At 36.4% G+C, this 26,128-nt stretch carries 20 protein-coding genes and 1 pseudogene; 15 read left to right on the top strand and 6 right to left on the bottom strand.

All coding sequences use genetic code 11. The features are described 5' to 3' along the window. Nucleotides 1–255 precede the first annotated feature (255 nt). Together H4J67_RS04270 and H4J67_RS04265 are read left to right on the top strand one after the other, a co-directional pair. A complete protein-coding gene (locus H4J67_RS04270) occupies nucleotides 256–2,436 on the top strand; it encodes a malate synthase G (protein WP_182203079.1) in 2,181 nt (726 codons plus the stop codon). A 336-nt stretch (nucleotides 2,437–2,772) separates the two neighbouring features. Then, nucleotides 2,773–3,138 (top strand): hypothetical protein, encoded by a 366-nt coding sequence (locus H4J67_RS04265; protein ID WP_182202965.1) that lies wholly within the window; start codon nucleotides 2,773–2,775, stop codon nucleotides 3,136–3,138. A gap of 96 nt (nucleotides 3,139–3,234) precedes the next feature. On the opposite strand, the gene H4J67_RS04260 is transcribed toward H4J67_RS04265, so the two are convergent. After that, a complete protein-coding gene (locus H4J67_RS04260) occupies nucleotides 3,235–4,806 on the bottom strand; it encodes an ATP-binding protein (protein WP_182173709.1) in 1,572 nt (523 codons plus the stop codon). Nucleotides 4,807–5,789: 983 nt separating this feature from the next. Beyond that, nucleotides 5,790–6,188 (bottom strand): hypothetical protein, encoded by a 399-nt coding sequence (locus tag H4J67_RS04255; protein WP_182202963.1) that lies wholly within the window; start codon nucleotides 6,186–6,188, stop codon nucleotides 5,790–5,792. Nucleotides 6,189–6,404: 216 nt separating this feature from the next. On the opposite strand from H4J67_RS04255, the gene H4J67_RS04250 reads away from it, so the two are divergent. Continuing rightward, nucleotides 6,405–7,094 carry a hypothetical protein gene (locus H4J67_RS04250; RefSeq protein WP_182202961.1) on the top strand — a complete coding sequence of 230 codons (690 nt, stop codon included), beginning with the start codon at nucleotides 6,405–6,407 and terminating at the stop codon, nucleotides 7,092–7,094. Between the two features lie 78 nt (nucleotides 7,095–7,172). Continuing rightward, nucleotides 7,173–7,787 (top strand): hypothetical protein, encoded by a 615-nt coding sequence (locus H4J67_RS04245; protein ID WP_182202960.1) that lies wholly within the window; start codon nucleotides 7,173–7,175, stop codon nucleotides 7,785–7,787. Between the two features lie 233 nt (nucleotides 7,788–8,020). Here the strand turns inward: H4J67_RS04245 and ppiC are convergent, their stop codons facing one another. Then, nucleotides 8,021–8,299, bottom strand: coding sequence for a peptidylprolyl isomerase PpiC (gene ppiC / locus H4J67_RS04240; RefSeq protein WP_070375841.1), 279 nt, complete (start codon nucleotides 8,297–8,299; stop codon nucleotides 8,021–8,023). A 284-nt stretch (nucleotides 8,300–8,583) separates the two neighbouring features. On the opposite strand from ppiC, the gene H4J67_RS04235 reads away from it, so the two are divergent. Beyond that, nucleotides 8,584–9,855: a site-specific integrase gene (locus tag H4J67_RS04235; RefSeq protein ID WP_182202958.1), complete on the top strand. Its 1,272-nt coding sequence runs from the start codon at nucleotides 8,584–8,586 to the stop codon at nucleotides 9,853–9,855. Between the two features lie 698 nt (nucleotides 9,856–10,553). Here H4J67_RS04235 and H4J67_RS04230 read toward each other — a convergent pair. Beyond that, nucleotides 10,554–11,999 carry a DUF1996 domain-containing protein gene (locus H4J67_RS04230; RefSeq protein ID WP_182202957.1) on the bottom strand — a complete coding sequence of 482 codons (1,446 nt, stop codon included), beginning with the start codon at nucleotides 11,997–11,999 and terminating at the stop codon, nucleotides 10,554–10,556. Nucleotides 12,000–12,379: 380 nt separating this feature from the next. Between H4J67_RS04230 and H4J67_RS04225 the strand changes: the two genes are divergently transcribed. From H4J67_RS04225 to H4J67_RS04190, 8 genes and pseudogenes are all read left to right on the top strand, one after another. Continuing rightward, nucleotides 12,380–13,471, top strand: coding sequence for an IS4 family transposase (locus H4J67_RS04225; protein ID WP_310740516.1), 1,092 nt, complete (start codon nucleotides 12,380–12,382; stop codon nucleotides 13,469–13,471). A gap of 395 nt (nucleotides 13,472–13,866) precedes the next feature. Beyond that, nucleotides 13,867–15,273 (top strand): annotated as a pseudogene (locus H4J67_RS04220) (IS1182 family transposase). A gap of 679 nt (nucleotides 15,274–15,952) precedes the next feature. After that, nucleotides 15,953–18,745, top strand: a complete 2,793-nt coding sequence (locus tag H4J67_RS04215; protein ID WP_182202955.1) for an Ig-like domain-containing protein — start codon at nucleotides 15,953–15,955, stop codon at nucleotides 18,743–18,745. Between the two features lies 1 nt (nucleotide 18,746). Further along, nucleotides 18,747–21,485 (top strand): TonB-dependent receptor, encoded by a 2,739-nt coding sequence (locus H4J67_RS04210; RefSeq protein ID WP_182202954.1) that lies wholly within the window; start codon nucleotides 18,747–18,749, stop codon nucleotides 21,483–21,485. Nucleotides 21,486–21,494: 9 nt separating this feature from the next. After that, nucleotides 21,495–21,728 (top strand): hypothetical protein, encoded by a 234-nt coding sequence (locus tag H4J67_RS04205; RefSeq protein ID WP_182202952.1) that lies wholly within the window; start codon nucleotides 21,495–21,497, stop codon nucleotides 21,726–21,728. Nucleotides 21,729–21,823: 95 nt separating this feature from the next. Continuing rightward, complete coding sequence (locus H4J67_RS04200; protein ID WP_182202951.1) at nucleotides 21,824–22,891, top strand: cytochrome-c peroxidase; 1,068 nt, start codon at nucleotides 21,824–21,826, stop codon at nucleotides 22,889–22,891. A gap of 50 nt (nucleotides 22,892–22,941) precedes the next feature. Beyond that, nucleotides 22,942–23,412 (top strand): DUF4920 domain-containing protein, encoded by a 471-nt coding sequence (locus H4J67_RS04195; protein ID WP_182202949.1) that lies wholly within the window; start codon nucleotides 22,942–22,944, stop codon nucleotides 23,410–23,412. Beyond that, complete coding sequence (locus tag H4J67_RS04190) at nucleotides 23,405–23,971, top strand: hypothetical protein (protein ID WP_182202947.1); 567 nt, start codon at nucleotides 23,405–23,407, stop codon at nucleotides 23,969–23,971. The genes H4J67_RS04195 and H4J67_RS04190 overlap by 8 nt, the downstream gene beginning before the upstream one ends. Before the next feature lie 209 nt (nucleotides 23,972–24,180). Here the strand turns inward: H4J67_RS04190 and H4J67_RS04185 are convergent, their stop codons facing one another. Then, complete coding sequence (locus H4J67_RS04185; protein ID WP_182202946.1) at nucleotides 24,181–24,615, bottom strand: hypothetical protein; 435 nt, start codon at nucleotides 24,613–24,615, stop codon at nucleotides 24,181–24,183. Nucleotides 24,616–24,650: 35 nt separating this feature from the next. Then, nucleotides 24,651–24,818, bottom strand: coding sequence for an ATP-binding cassette domain-containing protein (locus tag H4J67_RS21165; RefSeq protein WP_182202944.1), 168 nt, complete (start codon nucleotides 24,816–24,818; stop codon nucleotides 24,651–24,653). Nucleotides 24,819–25,575: 757 nt separating this feature from the next. Between H4J67_RS21165 and H4J67_RS21160 the strand changes: the two genes are divergently transcribed. After that, nucleotides 25,576–25,782: a transposase gene (locus tag H4J67_RS21160; protein WP_404842777.1), complete on the top strand. Its 207-nt coding sequence runs from the start codon at nucleotides 25,576–25,578 to the stop codon at nucleotides 25,780–25,782. Continuing rightward, nucleotides 25,758–25,949, top strand: a complete 192-nt coding sequence (locus tag H4J67_RS04170; protein WP_182202942.1) for a hypothetical protein — start codon at nucleotides 25,758–25,760, stop codon at nucleotides 25,947–25,949. Before H4J67_RS21160 ends, H4J67_RS04170 begins: the two co-directional genes overlap by 25 nt. Nucleotides 25,950–26,128: the final 179 nt, after the last annotated feature.

The following is a 26,128-nucleotide window of genomic DNA, read 5'->3' as shown; positions in this document are numbered from 1 at the left end:
AGTCTATAATTATCATTTAGATATAATAAAAATCACTTATAAAAATACAAAAATAACAACTAATTTCTTTAGGAAATTTTTTTTCAGCTCTTGCATGAAAAAATAATACCTCCTACATTGCACTTAGATAATGTTATTAATTATGTTTAATGCTCTTTTAGAAAGAGGGTTAAATACATTTATGATAAAAATATTTACGCCATAGTTAAATATTCAAATAGAAGTTGCGTAAATGATTGCACAAGAGGAAACATGATGAACCCGTACATAAAGATCCAAAATATCCAAGTAGCGCAATGTTTACATCAATTTATTGAACAGGATGTACTTCCTCATAGCCTAATTTCACCAACTGACTTTTGGCAAAACTTCTCAACAATCATTGAAAAATTAACACCTATTAATAAAGCCTTGTTAGCAACACGTGATGATTTACAAACGAAAATAGATAGCTGGCACCAGAATAACTTTGCCGATAACTTCGATTTCTCATCATACAAAAAATTTCTAAAAGACATCAATTACCTGGTACCTGAGGTTGAAGACTTTGCCATAACAACCGAAAATGTAGATGCTGAGTTAGCAACGATGGCGGGCCCACAACTCGTGGTACCAATAATGAACGCTAGGTTTGCCATTAACGCTGTCAATGCTCGTTGGGGAAGCTTGTATGATGCCCTTTATGGTAGCGACGTTATTTCTGCAGAAAATGGGGCTGAAAACGCTGGTGGCTATAACGCTGTTCGTGGTCAAAAAGTTATTGAATTTGCCCGACAATTTTTAGATAAAAGTATTCCATTAACTGCTGGCAGCCACGTCCAAGCGAAGCACTACGACGTATCTGATGCTTTTTTAACGGTTACACTTGAAAGTGGCGAAACCGTTAAACTTGCAAACGGCGATGCTTTTAAAGGTTATCAAGGCACAGTAGATGCCCCGACCGCGCTATTATTTGAACATAATGGTTTACACTTTGAAATTAACTTTGATAATAATAATGTTATTGCAAAAAGCGATAAAGCAGGCATTTCTGACATCACACTTGAGTCGGCTTTAACGACCATTATGGATTGTGAAGACTCTGTCGCAGCGGTTGATGCCGATGATAAAGTGGTCGCTTATAAAAACTGGTTGGGGTTAATGCAAGGTAACTTAACCACTGACTTAGTCAAAAATGGTAAAACTATTCAGCGCACTATGGCGGTTGACAGACAGTATCATCAAACTGATGGCGCGAACTTAACGCTAAAAGGCCGTAGTTTAATGTTTGTCCGTAATGTTGGGCATTTAATGACGAACAATGCCATATTATTAGCTGATGGCTCGGAAGTGCCAGAAGGTATTATTGATGCCATGGTAACCTCACTAATCGCTAGCCTTAATTTACAACAAACTGCCGATGCCAAGTCATTTTGTAATAGTGCAGAAAAATCAATTTATATTGTTAAGCCAAAAATGCATGGCGCAGAAGAGGTCGCTTTTGCTAATACATTATTTGAACAAGTCGAAGATGCTTTAGCATTAACAAGAAACACCATAAAAATGGGTATAATGGATGAAGAGCGTCGTACAAGCGTTAATTTAAAGGCTTGTATCGCTCAAGCTAAGTCTCGTGTGGTTTTTATTAACACTGGCTTTTTAGACCGTACCGGTGATGAAATTCATACATCAATGGCGGCAGGTATTATGGCTAAAAAAGCAGATATCAAATTAACACCCTGGATAAGCGCTTATGAAGACAATAACGTTGATGTCGGTTTAGCCTGTGGCTTTAGTGGCAGAGCACAAATTGGTAAGGGCATGTGGCCCATTCCTGATCAAATGTTGAATATGTTAGCCACTAAAATTAATCACGTACAAGCAGGGGCAAATACAGCTTGGGTACCTTCTCCTACAGCAGCAACCCTGCACGCCTTACATTATCACAGAGAGAATGTTTTCGCGCTTCAGAAAAAGTTAATGCTACGTACTCCGGCTAACTTAGATGATATCTTAACAATCCCACTCGCAAAAGATACCAACTGGAGTGAACAGGAGATCTCTGATGAACTCGATAATAACGCTCAGGGTATTTTAGGCTACGTTGTGCGATGGATTGATCAAGGTGTCGGTTGTTCAAAAGTGCCTGATATTAATGATGTCGGTTTAATGGAAGATAGAGCAACTTTACGTATCTCCAGTCAACATATGGCCAATTGGATGAAACATGAGGTTTGTAGTGAACAACAAGTGTTAGCCAGTTTGAAAAAAATGGCTAAAACTGTTGATAGCCAAAATAAAAATGATGCTAACTATCAACCAATGGCAAGTAACTTTGAAAAGAGTATCGCATTTAAAGCGGCTTGTGATTTAGTATTTTTAGGCACAACACAAGTTAATGGTTATACCGAACCTTTATTACATAGTTACCGACTAAAAGTGAAGCAACTCAGTTAATCTCGTGTAATACCCCCTCTAAAAAAGAAATATTAATCTTAATATTTCTTTTTTTATTTAAGCGCAATGAAACTTTCCTCCACAATTGCCTGTCTATCTAACTGATACGCTTTTAATGATGATTTCACTTGGTTAAGTCATACTAAAAACCCATCAAACTCAAATTTTTAGCCATTGAACTTATATCGTTGGCTATATATTTCTTAACAATTTATAGTTAGGGTGTAAACATTATAGTTACAATTTCAATCAAATAAGATAGTACAAGTAACATTGTTTTCAATACAAAAGTTTTGTAGTCAATACTATGTGAATTTATAAGACGAGGATCGCAACATGAAATCACAAATTAGAACGGTAGCGTTAAGTGCCATATTCAGCATCATTGGATTGTGCTGTACACTTTCAACTGCTTCAGCAGAATCAAGTCACGCACAAATGAAAAAAGAGCTAAAGACTATTACTTATATGTTTGTTTTTCCTAAAGTGGTAGATGAAGGTGGCGCAAAAGAAAAACCCTTGTTAAAGCCAGATAATAACTTAAAAGAACTTAACACGGGTACAACAACCACTAAAAATGGATATTTTGAATTAGCCATTATTTTTAATGATAAATTACAGCAGTTAATTTCCGCCTTATTTGTTGATGATATCAGTAACACTCATGACATCCCCTTAAAGCAGTTATCTAAGATAGACTAAAATCAAACAACGACTTTAATCATAAGGGCCTAAAGATTATTTTAGGCCCTTAATAAAAAAAAGCCTCAGGGGCTTTTTTTAAAAAATAAATAAGGTTTATGCTTCAAGTTCACCTTGTTTATCTTTTATCGGTACCCTGACCTCAAAACTACAGCCTACTTTTGTATCTAGGCATTTTATAGTGCCTTTTAATTTTGCGTCCACTAAATTATAAACAATATTCATACCTAGACCTGAACCACCTTGGCCACGTTTGGTTGTAACAAAAGGGTCGAAAATTCGATTAACAACACTGCTATCTAGTCCTTTACCATTATCACTATAGGTCAGTGTTAAAAAGCCATTATCCTCAACAAACTTTATTGAAATTTCACCACTTTCTCTTTCATCAAAACCATGAATATGCGAATTGGTTAAAAAATTTGTCAGAATTTGATTCCATGCGCTTGGATAAGTGAGCAAATTAAGTTTTTCATCAACGTCTATATTAATGACATATTTTTTACGTTTAAACAGGGTTTTTACCGTGTTAACAACATCATTAACGTGTCTGAATAAATTAATTTTCAACTCTGGGTCGGTATGTTGCTCAACAGCAACTGATTTAAAGCCTCTGATTAATTCAACCGCTTTGTTTAAACTCCTTTCAATAATATTCTGATATTCAATCAACAGACTCAAGGTTTTAGTTAAATGTGATTTGGTCAGATTCTCAGTCTCTACCGAATGGCTTAACTCCAAGACCTTCTCTTTTAATGCCGTTATCGATGTAACACATATACCCAATGGTGTATTAACTTCGTGTGCAACTCCCGCAACTAATTGCCCTAAAGAGGCCATTTTCTCTGATTGTACTAGTTGATCTTTTGCTAACGTTAAGTCATCTAAAGATTGTTGTAATTGGTTGTTGCTCGAGGCCAATTTAGCCGTTCTGTCATACACTTTGACTTCAAGTTCGCCGTTAAGGTTAATTAACGCATTCTCAGCATCTTCGAGCTTTAAGATATCGTTTTTTAAAGTGGTACGCATGTTATTAATCGTTTCGGCAAGCTCATCGAGTTCGTCTTTGACTTTTGGACGAGAGCTTAATACCAAGGGCGTATCTATTTTATCAGCTGCAACTTGTTGCGAGTAGTAAGTAATATGATAAATATGGCGAGTGATAAGCCAATGAACGATGAATATAATAAAAAACGCCACGATAAAAATCTTGATCACTTCGGCTGTTAAAATAAAGCCTGCTTGCTGCCGCAATCGTTGATAAATATCTTTATAGCTCGCGGTCACAATAAGCACACCAATATCATTTTCGCTATAAAATATTGGGTACTCAACCACCTTATCAGCTGAGATATTTTCGTCACCAAACTGATAAGTTTTGCCAAAACCTGTGACAATCTTCACATGACTAATATCAGGTAAATTTACAATACCTTGAATTTGCTGTTGTAATAACGGCTCGTTAAAATCCCACAAGCTAGTTGATATAGATTGAAGATAACTTGTTTCAACATTGCTAAATCTTTGATCTAATGTCGTTAGACTTTCATTGTAGTTAACATACAATTGCAGAAAAGTTGAGCTGATAGACAATACCGAACTACATAGCAATATGTAAATAAGTACTCTACGGCTTAACTTACTATTAAAGGATCCAGATTTTTCCATTTATCACACCATCAATAAAAGCAGTAAAATAGATAGGACTATTTGTGTTACTTAAAAAAATTTTTATAACATTATTTAAATATTGATCTTGTTTAATGTCAATAAAAATAACTATGTAAACCTATCAATAAGCATTAAAAAAACGCCTCTAACAGCAAAGTTTGACTTAGATGTATTAACATACCCAACGAAAAATTTCGCTGCGATTATATCTTCTAGTACCTTTACTAGCACGTTACAAATAGTAATATCTACCGCCTTATGTTCTACAAAATAAGATTTATTAGACATCGAAAATTAATCAGTATTAATACACTCAACAAGAAGAGCCTTAGCTTTTAACTGCATCGCTAAATAGCCAGTTTCATGTAGTCGACAAAAATGTGCGCGCACTAAGCACAGTTTATCAATTTCTCGCATCTTGGGTCTATAGGCTCCAACCATATCTAAATGTTGATCTTTTTATAATCATTGCCCAAAAAATAATGCTTGTGTATTTAGCGTAGCACAAGAAATAATATCCGCCTTATGGATATAGTTTTTTAAATTTTCAATAGCTTCACAATAAATATAAAAAACACACCAGAAGTAATAGCATCTCTTTGTGCAGTCGATAATAAGCCATAAATACTGATTTAAGGTTAATTATTTTAATACAAACAACAAATACAAATTTTTAAATAGGTAATTGTTCATGCAGATAATTATCAGGGATTAGTGTAATGAATTTACTACTGGCATCGTTGATAGTTTTGTTTGTCGACTTACTGGTGGTTTTTTAATATCAAGATATCAACGCAGTAGCGCAGTAATATTTTGGTTAATGTGCTTTGTAAACGCATTAACATTAGAGACAGTAAAACCTAGTTTACTGTCTCTGCAGAGGATGCTCGATAATTTTTAAAGGATTAATTACCAATAAAATAAATCATCACATGAGCAGTCGTTATTAAACATCATCTACTAAGACTTAACTGAGGACTTTACGCTAACGTTTTATATTTAGGTATCCGTCTCTTTATTGCACTGGTTAAGATAACGATTAATGCTGGAAATGCAGCATAGAGCATGGTTATTAATATTGACTGACTAAAGAGTATCGCTAAAATAATAAAACCTAAACTTGGTAACATTAGCCAAAATGTATGTTCACTTGCACAGACATTGAACAAGCTGCGCATAATAAAAATAATAGCGCCCGTTAACAAAAATGCTGAAAAAGCGGTTACAACTCCGGCATGATAATTAAGTATAAAATCGGGATAAGAATGAAATACTTCAGAGATAGGAGCAGAAACCCCAAAACTGATTAACCAAAAAAACGTGCCTGCAATTAGGCAGCCGAAGTTAAACGACCACAATTTTTTATTAAGAGATATCACTAACGATCCTTATTTTTATTTTTATTTTTATAGGTAGATATATTTTTTATTAATTTTCGTTATTCATTTATCTTATATCCCATGTGTTTTTTTTAATCAAGCTGAATAAAAAATACGCTTTTCAACACGACGTTGAGTTAAAATTTTTATCCAGTTAAAATTCAATCATAAAAGTACGTTATAATAAATATTTGCTATACAACTTAGGATCAAACCTTGAACAAATTTGCAGCCATAATTTTTGTTTTATTATTATCATGTGGTGCTGCGCTATGGTTTTTAGCCAGTGACTCTTTAAATTTTCATATTAAAAATCAACTTCAAGATATTGGTTCGCAACTAAGCCAACAAAAAGTAACGGTTGAAAACGTAACTGTCCATGGGTATCAGGGAACAGGAACCATTAGTAATTTTGTGATGGCTCCATCACTATTATCGAATATTTCGACCGATGAAAAGTCGACACTAAGTATTGCCGCCATTCATTTAGTGGTTGATCGTGATAGCTTAAAAGAAGATATTATTCTTATCGAGAGTATAACCATTGATGGCTTGAGTGCTTCAATTTATTACAGCGAAGATGGTGGCAGCTTCAAACAACTACTATCAACCGTGCAAAAAAATATAGCTCAATTCACCCTCAAAGACCCTAGTGTCGAAAATCAGCAACAAGTTACAACGACACCACGTTTATTAAAGGTCGCTAAAATAACAGTAAATTCGGCAATACTTAATTTAATAAGTCATAAAGACGCACCAATAATCACTAAAATATTACCTCGTTTTGAAGTAGAAAGTATTGATAAAGAAACCGGTAGCACTGGTGAAACCATAGGTATTGAGTTATTTGAAAAATTATTGATCACATTGAATAACCAAGCAACTATGCTTACAAAAATATTGTAAAGCTTGAAATAGTCTAGTAACCCAGCTAATAATAGCTTTACTCACTTATTTTTTTATCCGTATTAAAAAGGTAATAAAATGCGAAAGTCATTAACGACAGCAAATATCATTTGCATCATACTTATTAATTCAGTTTTATTGCTATTACCTTTTACAAGCCATGCTCGAGATATAGAAATAACTCCCTTTATCGGGCAAATGTTCAGTGCTGATCTAATTAACAGCCAAAACGGCACAGACCTGGTTGTCACTGATGATAAGAATTATGGCTTAGCAATCGCTTGGCAAGACTCACCTAATGGCCAAGGACAAATATTACTTAACACCGTTAGCCATGACTTTGTCAGTAGTTCAGATCTACAAGAGCACTCCTTCGATATTACCTACTTGCATTTCAGTGGCGTTACTCAGCTTAAACAGCAAAATTATGTGACGACCATCTCGCTAGGTATCGGTGCCACTTATTTTGAAACTGACAGTAAAGACGAAATCTACCCCTCCCTTACTATGGCTTTTGGCACGCGCTACGAACTATCAAAAAATGTCGCTCTTGTTACAGAGCTTCGAGGTTATGCAAGTTATATAGAAGAGGATAATCAGTTATTTTGTCAAGAAAGCATCTGCCACGCTTTGCTAGAAGATGGTCTGTGGCTTGATGGGAGTATTTCGGTTGGTTTAGCTATTAAATTTTAGTCATCATTGATAAACCATTTTATTACCAGTAGCATAGCTAGAGTAAACCTGCTGTTTTAATCAAAACAGCTACCATTGTTAGATCTAGCTGATGTTGCAAATAAAATTTTCATAAAAAACTTCGTCTAATAAAAAGCAGGGCTTTAAATGTGATAACAGCTGTCAGGCTTGAACAAAAATTTCTTTGGCAGCGATTTTAAAAAGAAGCGGTATTAAGAATCACCCGTCGTGAATTAAGTCCGGTAAAGCACTTTAATAACATGCCAACCAAATTTAGTTTTAACAAGATGGGGCTCTAATATTGCGCCGCTAAAAGCCACTTTATCAAACTGAGGTACCATCTGACCTCGTTTAAACTCGCCTAAATCGCCCCCTTTTTTACCCGATGGACATGACGAATGTTTTTTAGCTAATGTTTGAAACTTAGCTCCTTTAGCTAGCTGCTTAATAATATCTTCTGCTATCTCTTTATGTTTAACCAAGATGTGAAGTGCATGCGCTGTTGCTGCCATATTGAAACCTTTTTAGTACTATCTAATAAACACGCATATTATAGCGGCTCATAACTAATTTAGTTGAATATTATCTTTCGGAAAACAAAAAGCCCCGACTCTTTCGAATCAGGGCTTTCATATTATGGTACCGCAGGACGGACTTGAACCGTCACTTCTTTCGAAACCGGATTTTTAACAGAGAGTGCCTTTAATTAAGCCAATAATTACAACAACTAAAAATAAAAAACAAACACTTTGCAAATTTCTTTGCAAGCAGTAATTCTCATGTCATACTGGGCTTTATGGCAACTCAAATACAAAGACATAATATTCTAGATGGACTATACGTCTATCTTCAAAATAACAGTAAGCGTTGGTATTGCCGCTTTGTGCTTTATGGCAAGTGGTATTCGAAAGCCACTAAAGAAACAGATTTAAATAAGGCTATAGATATAGCCCGTATTATCTACGTAGAATATAGATATAAAGCAGAAAACAACATACTGGTAGATAGTAAACGCTTTAAAGATGTTGCCAATAGGACTATCGAAAAGTTAAAAAACGACCTGAACAATGGCGTTGGCAAAGTTAGTTACCGTGATTACATTCAAGCCTTGAATAAATATCATATCCCCTACTTCGACCGAATGTATATCACCTCAATTGACCAAGACAAAATCCGTCAATTTAATAAATGGCGTATAGAACAGCTCGGCAGAATCCCTGCTAAATCTACCATTCTGACTCACAATGCTGGAATGAATATGGTGTTTAAAGAAGCCATTGAACACAAATGGATGATTGCAGCCCAAGTTCCAGTATTAACGTCACAAGGTGAAAAGGGAAAACGACGAGCAGCTTTTACTGAGGATGAATACAATAAGGTTTTTGATACACTTTTTAATATGATTGAGAACAGCCGTAAAGAAAAAACAAAGTTAATAAGAGAGCTATTACTTCACTACATGGAATTTGCAGTATATACAGGCATTCGTCCCGGTACTGAAATGGAAGGAATTACATGGGGTGATATTGAGATGGCTCGTCAAGACAATAACGTGCGCTTTAAAGTCAAAGTTAGAAAAGGTAAAACGAGTAAATATACAGGTACCAGAACCGTAATTTGTCGTGACGAAATTTGGGGAACCATAGAAGAGTTACGTGAAAAGTTCCCTAATAGAAAACCTAACGAGAAATTATTTAGATTAGCCGATGGCAGGGAAACCAATGAACTTGGTGTGACCTTTAGGAAGGTGCTTGACGCTTGTGATTTAAAAGATTCAGCTGATGGAGCAAGAACACTTTATTCACTTCGCCACACTTACATTACTTGGCAACTACTCCGTCGTGATCTGCGTATCGACATATTAGCCAAAAATTGTGGTACAAGAACTGCCATGATAGAACAGCATTACAGCCACGTTGTTCCCAGTATGTTTGAGGAAGAATTATTAGGTGTTATATTTGAAAAGAAAGAAAAAAAGGTTCCATACATGAATAAAAAGTCCTTAGAAAAACAGATTGAAAAATTCAAAGGTTGGGAGGTTGAGTTTAAAAAACGAGGTTGTTTGTAAAGTAAGAGTTAGCTTCATTGCTAACTCACAATTCAAGCTAAGTCATTGATATTTAATAAAGTAGCATTCGAACAGAACCCGACACTATAAGTCAACTCTATACACCATTTTAACATCATGATTTAATTGTATTTAATTGCTTGTCGTATTTATACAAATAACAGATTTTTACTTCGATTTTACCTCCTAAACGAGATAGTACTAACCGTCACTTTTACCTCATTGCTGACCCTTATTATTAATGAAAAATCGACCTCGAAATAGTCAGCAAAGATACGATTACGGACATTTTTCGGCTGCCTGCGAAGAAGCGCAGTTATCCAATGTTGGTCACTGGATATTTAACCTTTTGAGCTGAAGATATTAAGCGTTCAGTTCCGAAAGCGGACGCTTTTAGCAGTCCAGCAAAGCGATGCTGTTTTTTCCACTTTGATCATGGGATATTTGGCTGTGTGAGCTACAAATTAATGACCGTTCAGTGCCATAAGCGTTCATAAGCTAATTGTCTACAAAAGACTTAAATCGACCTAATTGCTGACGCAAGAAATCTACAAAAATCAGTTATTTAACGTTATTCTGACCATAATAGCTTTTAAATTATCGTAATTTGAGTTTCGTATGGTTTGAATGATTAGCTGTATCTAATCCAACTAACCAAGACCCAACGAGGTAGGTCTTGGTTAGTCATTATTAATTTGCTAACCACGACCACCATTGATGATTTCAGGCTCTTCTTGAGTACCTGGTCTGGTGTCTGATAACCGGAAACCATTTGCTAGATTACCATCATGACAATCGAGGCCTTGCTTAATGCAATTATCAAGCAGCATTTGCATCAACTCGGGTTGCCAACCATTCATCCAATCAGCGTGTAAAGACATTCCGCCAGAATTAGTATCAGTGGCTTCATACATATCAGAAGCGAGTTTCCAATTATCTGATTTCTGAGTATAAGGGTGGGAAACACCCCCGGTTACCGCATAACCAAAATGATAACTTAGTCTTACGAGTGATATGGGGTGACTACCGGGACAAACTATTTGACCACCGCCTTTGATAGGGTATGCCAAATGGCTTTGGTGATTATCTGAATCTAAGTTTACGCCATCCCAGCAGTTGGGGAAAAGCAGATCCGCACGCACTATATCGCCTTCGTCACAGCTAGGAATACCAGTTGTATACTGTACTTCGTCATCATCATTTGCAGCACGCCAACTGTTACAATGCCAGCGAACTATCGATGTGTCCTGCTCTTGTCCTGGTTGACCCATTCCACTGCCTACTATTATTCGCATGCCAAGTGGGATTGGCTCAATAGCAGCTAGATCAGTTGTTGCAGCAGAATAGTAAAAAAGTTCATGAGACTCATCCGGATCGCCTGTTATCCCTGATACCGCCACCCACGCTGGGTCGCCGTTGGTATCTAGGAGTCGCTCTCCCAAATTGTCATATGAAGGCGCTAATAATGCGGGTGCCCAATAGCCAGACCTGTTGAGTACGTTTCCTTGACAAGTCCCTTCACCGCTTGTAAACAAGCTTTCATCCGTGGTGTTATGGTCGACGAGAGTATTTCCATAAAATCGATGTAAATGAGCTGCACCTTCTGCACTAGGATAAACGATAGGGTCGTTGTAGCTTGAATGAGAGAAGTCACATTTTACTCTGAATATTCCGAGCCAACCTTCTGAGACTGCTGGATAATCACTTTCGGTTAATAATTCAGGATGATGTGGCTGATTACCAATTGACTCCGTCACGCTGACTGTATTCCATGTGTAAACATTTTCATCACCCTGTGCTCCAGTTGTATCGGCCGCTTTAACTGCAAATGTATGTTCACCAACCGCCAATGGCATGTAAATCATCGGGCTGTCGCAAGCAATAAAGGCATCTCCGTTCATACTACAAAGATAACTAGCCGCATCATCGGCGTTAAATTCAAATTCAGCGTAGGCATCATAACTTTCAGAGGGCGGCATTTTGCTGAAGTTTATATCCAGCGCACTGGCTGGATGCGTCGGAGGGGCTGGTGCAATAACGACTTCTTGGTTTGGAGAGTCTGATCCTCCTCCACAGTTAATTAATAGAATCGTCGAGACGCTTAGTAGTACCACTTTTACTGTTTCGTTTCGTAAAAAATTCATGAACAGGTGTTCCTTAAAAATAATATATAAAGAGAGTATCGAGAATATAATTTTGAACGCAAAGTAACGTGTAGACTTTGTAATTTTTGTGTAAATATATTTGCTTAATTACTTGTGATTCACATGATGTGAGAATATCGCTAAGCCATCTAAAGTTGAATCGTTTCGAGTATACTAGCGTATGTTTGATTATTATTAGATTAGTCATTTATATAATGTCGGATCATCTGTAATAAGCATTCGAAAGAAGAGGTCCGCTACTCGCTTTGCAATGTCATTAACTTAAGGTTAATTTATTCATTTACAATAAGTTAGCTAATTGCTAACCTGCCTATGAATTAAAAATAGAGATAAATCCCCAATGAGCTGTTCAGTATTTAATTCAAATAGTACAAAAACCAACCAATGAAATTCATTCAACTGAGTTTTTAGAAAATCACCGTAAAAAACCTACAGATTTCACTCGAAATCGCACGCTTACTTTTCCTCGTTTAATGAGTTTTATGTTGAATACGCTTAATGGTTCAATTCAAGCTGAACTCGTTCGGTTTTTCAATGTTATCGATGATAGCTACTTGTCAACAAAGTCAGTGAGCACCGCGGCTTTTGGTAAAGCCAGAATGAAACTCTCCCATCAGGCATTTATTGAGTTAAACGATTATCTAGTTCAAACGTTCTATGACACTGCAACCATTGATAAATGGCAAGGCCATAGACTGCTAGCGGTTGATGGCTCAGTCACACAATTACCTATCTCTAACAAACTACTTGAGCATTTTGGTAAAGCTCGCCCACATGCTGCTATGCCTCATGTTCGTCTTTCACAACTTTATGATGTTAAGAATAATATTACCCTAGATTTACAGATAGAAAGCCATTCAACAGGAGAGCGTGAAATGGCGCTAAAGCATTTAAATAAAACCCAAACAGGTGACTTAGTCGTTTACGACAGAGGTTATCCTGCCGTTTGGTTTTATAAGTACCATAGGCTAAAGAATGTTGATTTTTGCATGCGCATTGTTAAAAGCTCTAATGTTGTTAAAGCTTTCTTAGCAAGTGGGAAATATAGTGATATCGTTGATTTTCCTTGTATCGAGAAGTCTCTTCGTCGATGTAGAAAAGATAAAATATCGACCGGATCACTACGTTTAAGATTAGTGCGAGTTGACCTACCAGGTGAGCCAGAGGTTTTGATTTCATCATTAACAGATCTACAAGCTTATCCTACTGCTATTTTCGCTGATTTATATTTCAAACGCTGGGGTGTTGAAGAAGATTACAAAGTATTGACAAGTCGTCTCAATATTGAAAATTACTCTAGTGTTTCTGTTGAAGGTGTTTTACAAGACCTACACGCAAAGCTATTAACTAAAAACCTTGCTGCTTCTGCGATCCATGATGCAAAAAGAAAAATAAAAAACCTAAAAACAATAGACTTTATGAATATAAAATCAATTTCACCTTTGCGATAAATCTGCTAAAGGATAATGTTGTCAGGTTCATTATGAGAGTAGCTGAGCTTGAGTTATATGAACTGATGATAAGTAAAATATCAAAGAATTTAAGTGTTATCCGACCTGATCGGAAGTTTTTTCGACAAGACCGTAGAAACAAAACAAATAAGTACCCAATGAATTATAAACGTATGTGTTAAATCCTTAAGTTAATAACATTGAAGTGCGTATTCCTGACGTTAGCTACTGGTTGTTCTTTAGGTCAAGTGGTAGCCCAGCCTGTGTGAAAACGTTTTGATCACTTTTTCGAATAAGCACCGGATACTTATGATCAATCAATCTCAAAACAAGATAATATATCACTCAATATTTGCTATAATATTCATCAGGTTAATTGATTGTATGTTGGCTGTATGTCACGTCATATTAAAGGTTTATCTCGCTCCCAAGCAACCCTCTTTCCAGAAATGCTTGACGATTTTGTCTCTAAAGAAAATCCTGTTAGAGTCATTGATGTATTTGTCGATGGTTTAGATTTAGAAAACCTTGGTTTCAAAGGTGTTCAATCTAAAGCAACTGGCCGACCTGGTTATCATCCCGCTATATTACTCAAAATTTATATCTATGGTTATTTAAACAGAATTTAGTCATCACGCTGTCTAGAGCGAGAAACACAACGTAATGTTGAACTTATGTGGCTCACGGAGCGTTTATCACCAGACTTTAAAACAATCGCTGACTTTAGAAAAGATAACCATCGTGGGATTAAAAACACCTGTAAAACCTTCGTTCAAATATGCCATAAACTCAATATGTTTAGTGAAGCGACTGTTGCTATTGATGGTAGTAAGTTTAAGGCATCAAACAACAAAGATAAAAACTACACTCCGAGCAAAATGAAGTCTCATATTGAGCGAGTAGAAAAGCATATTAATAATTATTTTTTGAAGCTTGAACAGTCAGATTCACAAGAGAATTCACTTAAAGACATTGCTAATATTGAATCTAAATTAGATTTCTTAAAACAACACCTCGTTGAACTAAAAGAGATGGAATTAGCCGTCAATAATCATCCTGATAAACAAGTATCAACAGTCGATCCTGATTCTCGCTTGATGAAGACACAGGGCATGACACGAGCGATTTGCTATAACATACAAAGCGCTGTCGATACGAAACATCATTTAATTGTTGCTCACGAAGTCACCAATACAACTGATAGAGGCCAGTTGTGCAATATGACCAAACAGACACTTAAAGCGTTAGGGAAAAGTGTTACGACGATATTGGCAGATAAAGGTTATTACAGCCGACAAGATATTAAAGATACTCAAGATTTAGGTGTATCGACCCTTGTACCTAAAACCGATACATCAGGCTCAGAAAAGAAGGGAATTTTTAACAAATCACTGTTTCAATACAATCAAGATAATGATGTTTATATTTGCCCTGCGGGGAGTGAGCTTCAACATCGATTAAATTCGATAGAAAGAGGATTAGATATCAAAATTTACTTCAATGGTATGGCTTGTAAAAATTGTACTATTCGAAGCCAATGTACCCGTTCAAAAAAAGAGCCAAGAAGAATGAGGCGTTAGATCCATGAAGCTGATATGGAAAAAATGGAAGCCTTGCTCAAAGCAACGCCTGATGCAATGCTTCAACGAAAACAAACAGTTGAACATCCCTTTGGTACGATTAAGTTGTGGGCAGGAGCCACGCACCTTTTAACAAGAGGGTTTAAAAATGTCAGTACAGAATTGAACCTGCATGTATTGGCGTATAATTTAAAAAGAATGCTCAGTATATTTGGATCATAAATATTGATGAAGGAAGTGATGTTGCCGTAAGAGGTAACTCTTTCCTTAAAAGACCCAAATATGTTCCAAATAGGAGCCAATATCAGCAAATTTGAACGAATAAAAAATATAAAGCATGGATATTCATAAATATCGGCTTCGCTACGCGAAGCCTTACAAAGAGCTGATATAAACCCTCAATAGTGAAAACTTACAATAATGAGTTTTCACACAAGCTGAGCCAATTGCCTGACATTAGCTTTTGGTTAAAAACGGCAAATCAGAGATTCTAACGCTTCATTTTCCACTTAAAAAATCCATCTATTCACAACAGAATTTATACCTAAAACTTTTACATAGAGTTAGATCTAAAATCTCCAAAGCGGACATTTGACTGATTTTAGTTTCAAATGAATTTAGAGTATTAAGCCTAAGGCGCTTTCGCCCCCAAAGCGAGTTAAGTTAGTTTATCAAGTATTGCTAGCTTGTTTGTATTGATTACTTAACAGATGCAAGTTAATTCCGAGAGACTTTGTGTTGAACCATTTTTCTTGAAAAGTGGAATCTTTTTACAGGATTTTGAGTCATTAATCTCGTAGTTCATCGCTATTTTGATAATTATTATAATTTGACCAAAACCTATTGCAAATGATAATCATTCCCATTAGTATTGCTGTGATTTTTTAAGGGATAAATAATAATGAAAAATAATAACGTACTACTCATTTTATCAGTTGTTGGTTTAAGTGCATGTGGTGGTTCTGGTGGTAACGATGCACCAACTTTTGAACAAACATCGTATCAAACAGTAACCAGTGAAGATCAACTCACTACTCTAAATGTACAAGCAACAGACAAAAATACAAAAGATACCATTACCTATGCGTTGGCTAACGCATCGGTTAATGCGGCTATCGATATTAATGCGTCAACGGGTGAAATATCTTATCAACCTAATACGAACTTTAACGGCGTTGATAGTTTTGAGATTAGTGCTAGTGACGGCGAAGAAACTGCAAAAGCAACCATTAATGTAACTGTTGATGCGGTTAATGACATACCGATGTTAGACGCGACCGAAATATTAGTGTCTGGTGGTGAAGTTAAAAAAGGTTTGGTTTTAGCAACTGATGTCGATGGCGATTCGGTTAATTACCAAATAACCACAACAACACAGAATGGTGAACTAACGATAGGCGAAACGTCAGGTGAAGTCACTTACACGCCTATATCTTTAGTGGATGTAAATGACAGCTTTACCTTGGTTATTACCGACAATAATGGCGGTAAGTTAATCAAGGAGCTCACTATTAAAGCAAGTTTAGCAAGTAATGCAGACAGAGCTTATTATTATTACGCGAGTGAACAATCGCATCTTAAACAAGCAGAACAAAAAATAACGTCCTTAAGTAACGACATTAATCAAGGGCTAGTGTTTAATAATCTTGCCGTTGGTTATGCAAAAGCTGGTTTGACTAATCAAGTTGAACGTTTAGTCAGCGAAGCACAAATTGTTCGTGATGAGATGCGTGCACGTACTCTGTTAGCGGTTTCACACCAATACAATAGCTTAAATATTTTAGATAAAGGTGATGAATACCGAACACAAGCAAATAGTGCTTATACCCAGTATGTCGCTTCAAAGGGGATTTCATCGTTTGATAACGACGATGCTGCTTTTTTTAATAGCTTAGCATTAAGTTATATCAATACCGGTCAAGCAGCAAAAGCCGATCAGGCGTTAAGTATTCTAGATTTATTATTTTCTGCCGCGTTAGAAGGTAATAATACCACCGGTGCATTACGTACATTTTTTTCATACCGAAACCTCGTTGATGATGTTATTGAAGATTGGCAAATATCAAATCTACAAACTGATTATGATCTTGCACACTCAATGGTGACGCGTTTATATAGTTATTCAAAGCTAATCAGTAATCGCTTCGTTAGTAACGACCGCAATGGTAATGAAGGCATGGCGTATTATAGTACGCGGCAAGTCGCTTTATTCGATGTTATAGAATCTTACATGGAGCTAAATGATTTTGGTAACGCCAGAGAAGCGCTACATGATGTTTTAGCATTACATGGCGTAATAGGTATCGATGAAAATTATCCGCGTACAGCTGATGAATATTCTGCTGTTACACGTATCGAATACCCGTTTGGCTTATATAGTGTAATAGAGCAGTTTGTTGTTCTTTATCCTGATGCAAGCCTAGAACCGTATCTTGCTGGTTTCGATCCAAGCAGTTTTTGGTTACTTTTTGTAGAAGAAGATGCGGCAGATGCTTTATTAATGGCGCGTGTTCGCACCATGGAAGATAAAGACGCCGCTTTTAATTTAGTCATTGCGGCTAAAAACCCAGAAAATTTACGTAATCACTACACTAATTTAGTTGCATTTAATCGTGCAAGTCCTGGTGGTGCCGTATATTTACGTAAACAAGGTGAATATCCAGCAGCAGCTAAATTTTTAACTGAAGCGCTAACGTTAGTGAGTTCAGCCGATTATGTTGAAGAAAATTTACGGTTAGAAAGCTTTGTAACGGGAAGCTGTGAGAAAATTTTGCAAGAGTTTTCTGAGCTATACAGATTAACCGGAGAAGCAGCCTATAATGACCAAGCGATAGGTGCACTAGATATTTGTATTGGTCTTGCTAAAACGCATTTTTCGGATGGTATTGACGGAAACGATGTTGAAATTTCTGATGCGATTAAAGCTAACTCAAGGTTTTTAGCTTATGCGAATAAATTTGATTTAGGTGATAATTTTTCAGTATTAGTCAACAATATTGAAACCAACATCGCTAAAATTGATAGCGCAGATCATGAAGAATTAATTACACGGTTAAAGACTGTTGGTATGAGCATTGCCCAAGGTGGTGAATTTACAACCGCTCAAGCATATTACGACAGAGCAATTGTGCAATTAAACTTATTTGAAGGTATGGCTGTAAACGAAGAGGTTGGTCAGATAACGAATGAGTTTTTTAACACTAACGGTTCACTTACAGACTATAGTGATTATCTGGAGGTTATTGAGGATAATGCCGGTACATTAGACAATTATAGCCAAATTAAAGCGACTGCATACAATGCCTGGAATACCCTTGTAGAAAATAGGTTAGTTAAACTTGCTGATGCGGCTAATCAGCAAAAATTAACCTATTTACCCTCATATGCAGAGCAATTAATGCGTATCGGTAAATACAGTGAAGCACTCGAATTAGCCAACAACTCAGTACTAGGTGTTGTTGAAAAAGAGTCAATTATTACTGAAGTTGCCAGAAGTTTAAGTGTTAAAGATGATTTCCAACAGACACAAGTCGCGTCTGTTGACACCGATGGCGATGGAAAAGTTAACTTTTTCCTTGAAATAGCCAGTGAAGATGCTATCAATAACTCAGGCTTAGTACTAGACGAAGATAGTGATAATGATGGTGTTAATGACGATACAGATAGCTATCCGTTAGACCCTAGCAAGTCGTAATATGAAGGTTTATATTATGCTAGGCATGGTCAGCTTTATGCTGGCTATGCCGACCTCTTTGGCTCAAGAGGTAAATAAAGAAAACAGAGTAATCAAAGCTAATAGTTCTCCTCTGGAAACGTTTGAGAACGGTGTTTATATAGCGAATAAAAAATCATGTACTAAACAAAGTGATGAATGTGAACTTTACATAGAACATATAGAGGTTGTTGGCAGCAACTTTACCCCCATATCAACGTCTGCCGAAGGTGTGTATACCTTAGATAAAAAAATGTTGAAAGAGTATCTATTTGGTAATGGTAATTTAAATGACGTGATCGCTCTGTTACCCGGCGTACAATATAGTGAATCAGCTTATTCAGCTAGCCAAGTGACTAACATTAAGCCAAGTGAAGTGTCCATCTCAGGTGCCCAAGGTTATCAGTCTGGTTATCAAATTGATGGTGTAAGTAATAATTCTCGATTAAGTACCGGAAATGCACAAGTCGATCGCAATTTAGCGAATGATGTTTCAGGCCATAGCCAAGAAGCCTTTGTAAACCTAAAAATATTAGAACAAGTTGAAGTTTATGACAGTAATATACCCGCCAAGTATGGACAGTTTTCTGGCGGTTTAGTGTTAGCAAAAACACAAAACGCAGGTAATAAAACTCGCTATGGTATCAGTTATCGCCAAACAGCTGATCAGTATGTTGAATATCACAAATTTTATGCGCCTGACTATAGTGGCGAAGACATCTTAGAAACAGCAACCTTCAATAAAAAAGATTTTAATGCTTACCTCTCAATGCCTGTTTCACAAAACAGTGGCATTGTTGCGCAACTCCAAGTGCTAAAGTCTAAAGAATCGCTAAATCAACTCGGTACTTTAAGAGAGCAGAAACAAACTAATTATAATGGATTACTCAAATACCATCACGATATTACCCCTGAAGATCAACTGATTTTTCGTTATTTACATGCACCTTATCAAGGCCTATATTTTGATGTTAATGCCTTAAACAGTGACTATGACATTGACGGTGGTGGTCAATCCTTTATGGCACAATGGCAAGCTGACAGGAATTGGGGATATATGGATACCCAGCTTGATTGGCGTCAGAGCCAAAATACCAAGGATACAAGATCTGCTTGGTATGTATGGGCCAATATTCCAGGTAAGCGCTGGGGCGAATATAACGGTTCTACTTCAAGTTTAGAGGGCGGATATGGTGATATTAAAAAAACACAAGATACCTATAGTTTTAAACAAGACTTCGAATTGCCTAGCCTTTGGAAAGGATTTGGTTTCCATGACTTATCTTTTGGTTTTCAAGTAGAGTATCAACAAACCGTGTTTGACAGGTTAGAAGACTCTGTTGTCTATAATGGTTCAGTTATCTCGCCAGAGATTGCTTGCAATGGCTATGCTAATGATTGTATTGAAACAACATTTAAACGACCTCTTGAAGTCATAGAAGCTGAACGAGGAAACCCTTTAGATTTATCTAATGCGGCTGATTTTTTACTTTATCAAGATAATTTATTAACCACAGGACAGTTATTTCAAACACGCCAAGTATCAGTAAAATCTCGTGCTAAAGCAGATATTAGTTACTTTTCTACTTACGCAGAAGATGCGATTACTTTTAAGGATGTGCAAGTTGCTATTGGTGTCAGATACGACTATAACGATTTTTTTAAGAATCATAACATCGCCCCTCGATTTAGAGTTAACTATGAATTTATCGATGGCTATCAATTGATTTTCGGTACTAATCGTTATTACCAAAGTGATTTAGCAAGCTATAAACTCAATCAGGCGATGCAACCTGTTAATAATGAAGTCCGTTCAATATTAAATAATCGACCACAACAATGGAAAGCTGCTTTGTTAAAAAAAGGTTATTTATATGAATACAAAGACACTAAAACACCTTTTAGCGACGAATTAACCGTGGCCTATCGACAACCTTTATTGGGTGGAACCGCCGAGGTTAAATGGATCAATAGAGCGAACAAAAATAGTATTAATCGTATCAAAGGCTACAATGATTCAGGAGAAGCTATTTTATATGCCGGTAATGACGGCAATAATGATTATAGCCGTTGGTCAGTATCATGGATGGCACAGTTTTCGAACCAGCATATTGAATTTAATATTTCTCATGCAAGTAATACCACCAGCCGGAAAAATTTTGATGGTGATACTACTATTGAAGACGCCGGCGATAACCTTTCTACCAAGACGTTAAATTATAACTACGATGATAGTGAATTAGTGTTCTTACGCACAGATAAAAAAAATGAAAAAAATGAATTAACAACTTATTATGAACTCATTACTCGTCACGATATTACTTTAGAGTCGCAAGATGCGAATCGACCTATTGTGGCTAACCTCAGTTGGGGAGGCAATTGGGGTGCTTGGGGATTATCTGCTTATGCCCGTTATAACGGCAAGCAAGATGCCATTTACCCAACGAGTCAAACAAACTCAATAAAAGAAGCGACCAGTATTTGTGATGGATGTGCCCCCATTAAACGCGAGTATTCGGTTTATCGTTTGTCAGAACGCCCTGGTTTCTGGCTTTTAAGTGGCAGTGTTCGGTATGACTGGCAGCTACCTGATGAGAGTAAAATAACCTTAAGTTTTGATGGTGAAAACTTACTGAATAAACGGACTTATCAGGTGAGTCCTTATACAACCGGTTTGGAGCTTGGTCGAAGATTTTGGCTAGGTATAAGTTATGATTATTAGGAGAATAATGTGAGTATATTAATGGCAGCAACAATCAGTTTTGGGCAGTTTTGTTATCATGCAGATAAAGACATCAATGCAGCAGAGTTTATGCGAAGAGCTGATTTTTATGAAGTTGTGTTGATTAAATCGATGGAAAAAAAACAATCAGCTTGTTGGTCTGTATCAACAGAGAAACAGTATCAAGAAGCGCAGAAATTGGTTCAATCAGACTCAACAGGTGAAACGTTAACACTTCAGTAATATATTATAAAAAATTGATGACTATTAATTTTTTGTTTGTTGGAATAATATATTTTTTTTGTTTTGTCGCGATCTTTTCTACTTTAGCCGCTGATATGGATAAACTTAGGGACATTTACAGCCAAGCCCCTAAGTTTTGGCCAAAAGCTAATATTGATGAAGGCGTTGAGGCAAAAGAAATTGGCTTATTATTACCAATTAAATTTTCAAAAAATAATCCTTATAGTCTAGAAAAATTTCAATTAGGAAAACGTCTATTTAATGATGGCAATTTATCACGGTCAAAACAAATAGCTTGCGCCAGTTGCCATGATCCTGATTTGGGTTGGGCCGACGGTAGAAAAGCGTCCTTTGGACATAATCGCCAGCGCGGTAAAAGGAACTCGCCCACGCTTGAAAATGTTGCTTATAATGAACATTTTTTCTGGGACGGACGCGCCGAAACATTAGAACAGCAAGCGTTAATGCCAATTCAAGACCCAATAGAAATGAATTTCACTTTACCTGAACTTGAACAAAGGCTGAATAAAGACCCCTCCTATTCAAAAGCGTTTATGGCGTCATTTGGTCAAAGTGAGGTTACAGCTAAGCTCATAGGGCAGTCACTTGCGACATACCAAAGAACCATAGTTTCTCGACGAAGTGATTTTGATCGATTTTTACTCGCTCCTAAACAAAAGCAAGAAAGAATGAAAAAAATATATCGCGCGGCTATGTCGGATAAAGCTATTTTAGGTATGCACTTATTTCGTACCAAAGCCAGATGTATGAATTGCCATCATGGGGCAACATTTTCAGATCAAAAATTTCATAACCTTGGTTTAACCTATTATAAAAGAAAACATCAAGATCTCGGACGTTATAACTATACCCAATTACCTGACGATGTTGGTAAGTTTAAAACACCCGGGTTGAGAGGAATAATGAATACGGCACCTTGGATGCACAACGGCTTATTTTCTGACATGGAAAGTATATTAAATATTTACAATGCGGGGGGGATCCCCTTTCAAAAGAAAATAGATGACCCTCTATCACCAGAAACCTCTATATTGCTGAAACCACTTTCACTAACACGTGAAGAAATTTCATCATTGATTGAATTCCTAAAAGCTATCACTGCACCACCAGCCTTAGGGATTATTGGAGATAATAATTTATAAAATGTAACATGAGCATTTTTGCTCGACTTAAACTTAAACTTGGAACTAACATGACAATTATAAATAAAGTATCAATACTGTTTATCACACTAATTCTCTCAACCTCAGTCTTTGCAAAAGAACTTTTTTTTGGTGAAGCGGTAAATGAAAAAGCTATGGTGAGTATTTCTACATTGCTAGAAAATCCAGAAAAGTATATCGATAAAGAAATTACAATTTCAGGCACTATAGTGGGTGTTTGTACTCGTCGTGGTTGTTGGGCAGATATAGCCTCAGACGCAAAATTTGAAAAATTGCGTATTAAAGTTCGTGATGGAGATATGGTATTCCCATTACTGGCAAAAGGTCGTCAAGCAGTTGCTACCGGTACATTACAGGCAATTGAATTAAGCTTAGAACAAACTAAAAGCTATAAAGCAACGTTAGCTAAGCGTCGCGGAGAAACAATAGCAACAGAAGATATTACTGTCGCCATGTCTATTTATCAACTGGCACCAATAGGGGTAAAAGTTCTTGACTAAGGAACGTTCAATTAACTGGTATAAATTAAATAGAACATTACATAGAGATATTGGTTATTTATGTATTGGGCTTACTATTGTATTCGCTATATCGGGTATTGCTTTAAACCATGCTGGTGATTGGAACCCTAATTATATCGTTGAGCGTACTGAAAAAGCATTTTTTACCAATAGTGACTTACCAGATAAACAATTGAATACTGAGTTATTGGCATTGTTTCCTAATAGTGCTCCGATAAAAGCAACTTACTGGGAATCGATAGCCCAATACAAGTTGTTTTTCAACGATGGCGGGGCAATAACAGCTAATTTTGCTAAAAAAACTGCTGTTTATGAGCATATTCAGGAGCGTGTTATTTTTAAACAATTTAACACGCTACATTTGAATGAGGCCAAAAAAGGTTGGATTGTATTTTCTGATATTTATGCAGGTTTACTGATTTTTTTGGCTTTATCCGCACTTTTTATGGTGAAAGGAAAGTATAGTGCATGGAGCTTAAGACGTGGCTGGTTGATTATGCTAGGCGGGTTAATTCCAATTATTTACATCTTCTTTTAATCGCTTTAGAGAAAGCTTTAGTGTGAGTTGAAATAATTTATAGACTTAATGATTGCAAAATAATCTTAAGATTAGACGTTTTTTTGAGAACAAGCCAGTTTAGGGTTAGCTTAAAATATCATTATAACACCCAAAAAATTGATAGTGATGAAGCTTAATTTTTATCGTTATCTTTTTATCGGATGCTAATAAAGTATAGCTATAAAAGCTTAGCTGTTCAAATAACAAAGAGGGATCGCTTTCAATACGACTAAAGGAATAATTAACCCCCTGTTAGTGAAAGAAATATTATCGACTTTTATATTATTTTCCTCAGACCCATCCTCAAAATACTCAATAGATTGAGGCTTGAGTAGCAATTGTAGTGTTTGAGAACTCTCTTGATATGTATCAGTGTTTACTTTTAAAGCAAAGTCTTCAGTCAGAGGGAATTCCCCTATCGCTGATTGAAATTGACCTTTTATCGCTTTTACCGGTATCCAGCTACCTAATTGAATAAAATCAGCAGTTTGCCAACTGTTGGGTGATTGGCAAACATTCCCAGGACTGCCTGTTTGGATAATACTTCCCTGATGCATCACCGCTATTTTATCAGCAAAAGTAAAGACTTCGTCTTTATTATGACTAACATATATTACGCTCATATTTCACTGCTTTAAAATTTGACGCATTTCTAACTTTAATTCATTACGTAAACTGGCATCAATATTTTAAAAGGCTCATCAAGCAATAATAAGGTCGGCCGAGGTGCTAATGCTCGAGCAATAGCAACTCTTTGCTGTCGCCCACCAGATAATTGATGTGGATGCCTTGTTTCTAACCCTGTTAACTTAAGTAAGTGCAGCAAATCAGTAATTCGAGATTTTTGTTCTTTTTCGGCAGTTTACCAATACCAAAAAAGACGCTTTTTCAAAGGTTAGGTAAGGGAAAAAAGCATAATCTTGAAAAATCATCCCAATATTACGATGTTCAGGAACTATATGATTAAATTGTGTGATGGTGATAACATCGTCTTGAACAATTGAATTAGCAAGAGTTGAATGATCACTCTTTATATTTAATTCACCCGTGTTGAGTTTATTAAAGCCCGCGATAGTGTTAAGTAATGTGGTTTACCTTCAGCCACTAGGTCCTACCAATCCAAGGATATCACCAAAATCCAGTGTCAAATCTGTATCTGACAATAAATTTTATTATCTAATTTAACCAAAAGCTGCTTAACGCTGTTAACGATTGGCGTTGACAAAAGACACTTAGGTGCTCGCCTAGGCGTTACCTTTGTCCTACATACATGGTAGTGGTTTATCACTGAATGGTGAAGGTTGAGTATCGTGAAATCAGAGTTTTTCTTGCCTGTGCGCGTGTTATCACGCCTCTTTCGGTGGTTATATTGTGAGATGTTACGTAAAACCTATGAGCAAAATAAGTGATTATTTTTTGGTGATTGTTTGCTTATTAAGGAGGAAAAAGCCTTTTTGGTGTTACTAAATAAGTAACGTAAAGTGGAATGGGTAGTTTATGCTAAGCGACCCTTTGCGGGGGAATAAGCGGTATTAGCTTATTTATCTCGCTATACCCATCGTGTCGTTATTGAGAATTCTCGATTGGTTGCTATGGATAAAAAAACGGTGATTTTCAAGTGGAAGAACTATTGTGTGAAAGAGCAAAATAGGAACCGCACTATTACCCTAACACAAGGTGAGTTAATCCGACATTTCTTATTACATGTATTACCGAGTGGTTTTCACCGTATTCGACATTATGGTCTATGGGTCGTAAAAAGAACTTGGATAAAGCACGTCAATTACTGAATGTTAACGTAGCTATAGTTGAAAGCGATAAAAATAAAAATGACGAGGCAAAAGTGCATCAGCCATTACCTTCCTTTTCTTGGCCATGTTGTGGCGCTGGCATAGTAGTTACTGAAATATTGCTTCATTTATATTTACCGCGAGCACCACCTAAACCGCTATGTTAGCTATGACAGATGAGTAAGGCTGAATGATCGGCAATGCAGATAATGGATGGTGATGGTTTGTTTACTAACTATTGACCAATGTTCACTAAAATAAAGTGATGTCATAGAAAAAATGATGATGAAAAGTACATTAAATCGGTTAAAGCGTATCGATAAGAAATTATCCCTCATACTTCACC

The organism is Colwellia sp. BRX10-4 (genome assembly GCF_014077465.1).
Taxonomy (GTDB): Bacteria; Pseudomonadota; Gammaproteobacteria; order Enterobacterales; family Alteromonadaceae; genus Colwellia_A.
The sequence above is the reverse complement of the archived record's forward strand: the minus strand, read 5'-3'. Positions and strand labels throughout refer to the sequence as shown.

Bases quoted from the DNA above. Each gene is read 5' to 3' on its own strand.
- H4J67_RS04270 (WP_182203079.1), top strand. From the start codon at position 256: ATGAACCCGTACATAAAGATCCAAAATATCCAAGTAGCGCAATGTTTA.
- H4J67_RS04265 (WP_182202965.1), top strand. From the start codon at position 2,773: ATGAAATCACAAATTAGAACGGTAGCGTTAAGTGCCATATTCAGCATC.
- H4J67_RS04260 (WP_182173709.1), bottom strand. From the start codon at position 4,806: ATGGAAAAATCTGGATCCTTTAATAGTAAGTTAAGCCGTAGAGTACTT.
- H4J67_RS04245 (WP_182202960.1), top strand. From the start codon at position 7,173: ATGCGAAAGTCATTAACGACAGCAAATATCATTTGCATCATACTTATT.
- ppiC (WP_070375841.1), bottom strand. From the start codon at position 8,299: ATGGCAGCAACAGCGCATGCACTTCACATCTTGGTTAAACATAAAGAG.
- H4J67_RS04235 (WP_182202958.1), top strand. From the start codon at position 8,584: ATGGCAACTCAAATACAAAGACATAATATTCTAGATGGACTATACGTC.
- H4J67_RS04230 (WP_182202957.1), bottom strand. From the start codon at position 11,999: ATGAATTTTTTACGAAACGAAACAGTAAAAGTGGTACTACTAAGCGTC.
- H4J67_RS04215 (WP_182202955.1), top strand. From the start codon at position 15,953: ATGAAAAATAATAACGTACTACTCATTTTATCAGTTGTTGGTTTAAGT.
- H4J67_RS04210 (WP_182202954.1), top strand. From the start codon at position 18,747: ATGAAGGTTTATATTATGCTAGGCATGGTCAGCTTTATGCTGGCTATG.
- H4J67_RS04200 (WP_182202951.1), top strand. From the start codon at position 21,824: ATGGATAAACTTAGGGACATTTACAGCCAAGCCCCTAAGTTTTGGCCA.
- H4J67_RS04195 (WP_182202949.1), top strand. From the start codon at position 22,942: ATGACAATTATAAATAAAGTATCAATACTGTTTATCACACTAATTCTC.
- H4J67_RS04185 (WP_182202946.1), bottom strand. From the start codon at position 24,615: ATGAGCGTAATATATGTTAGTCATAATAAAGACGAAGTCTTTACTTTT.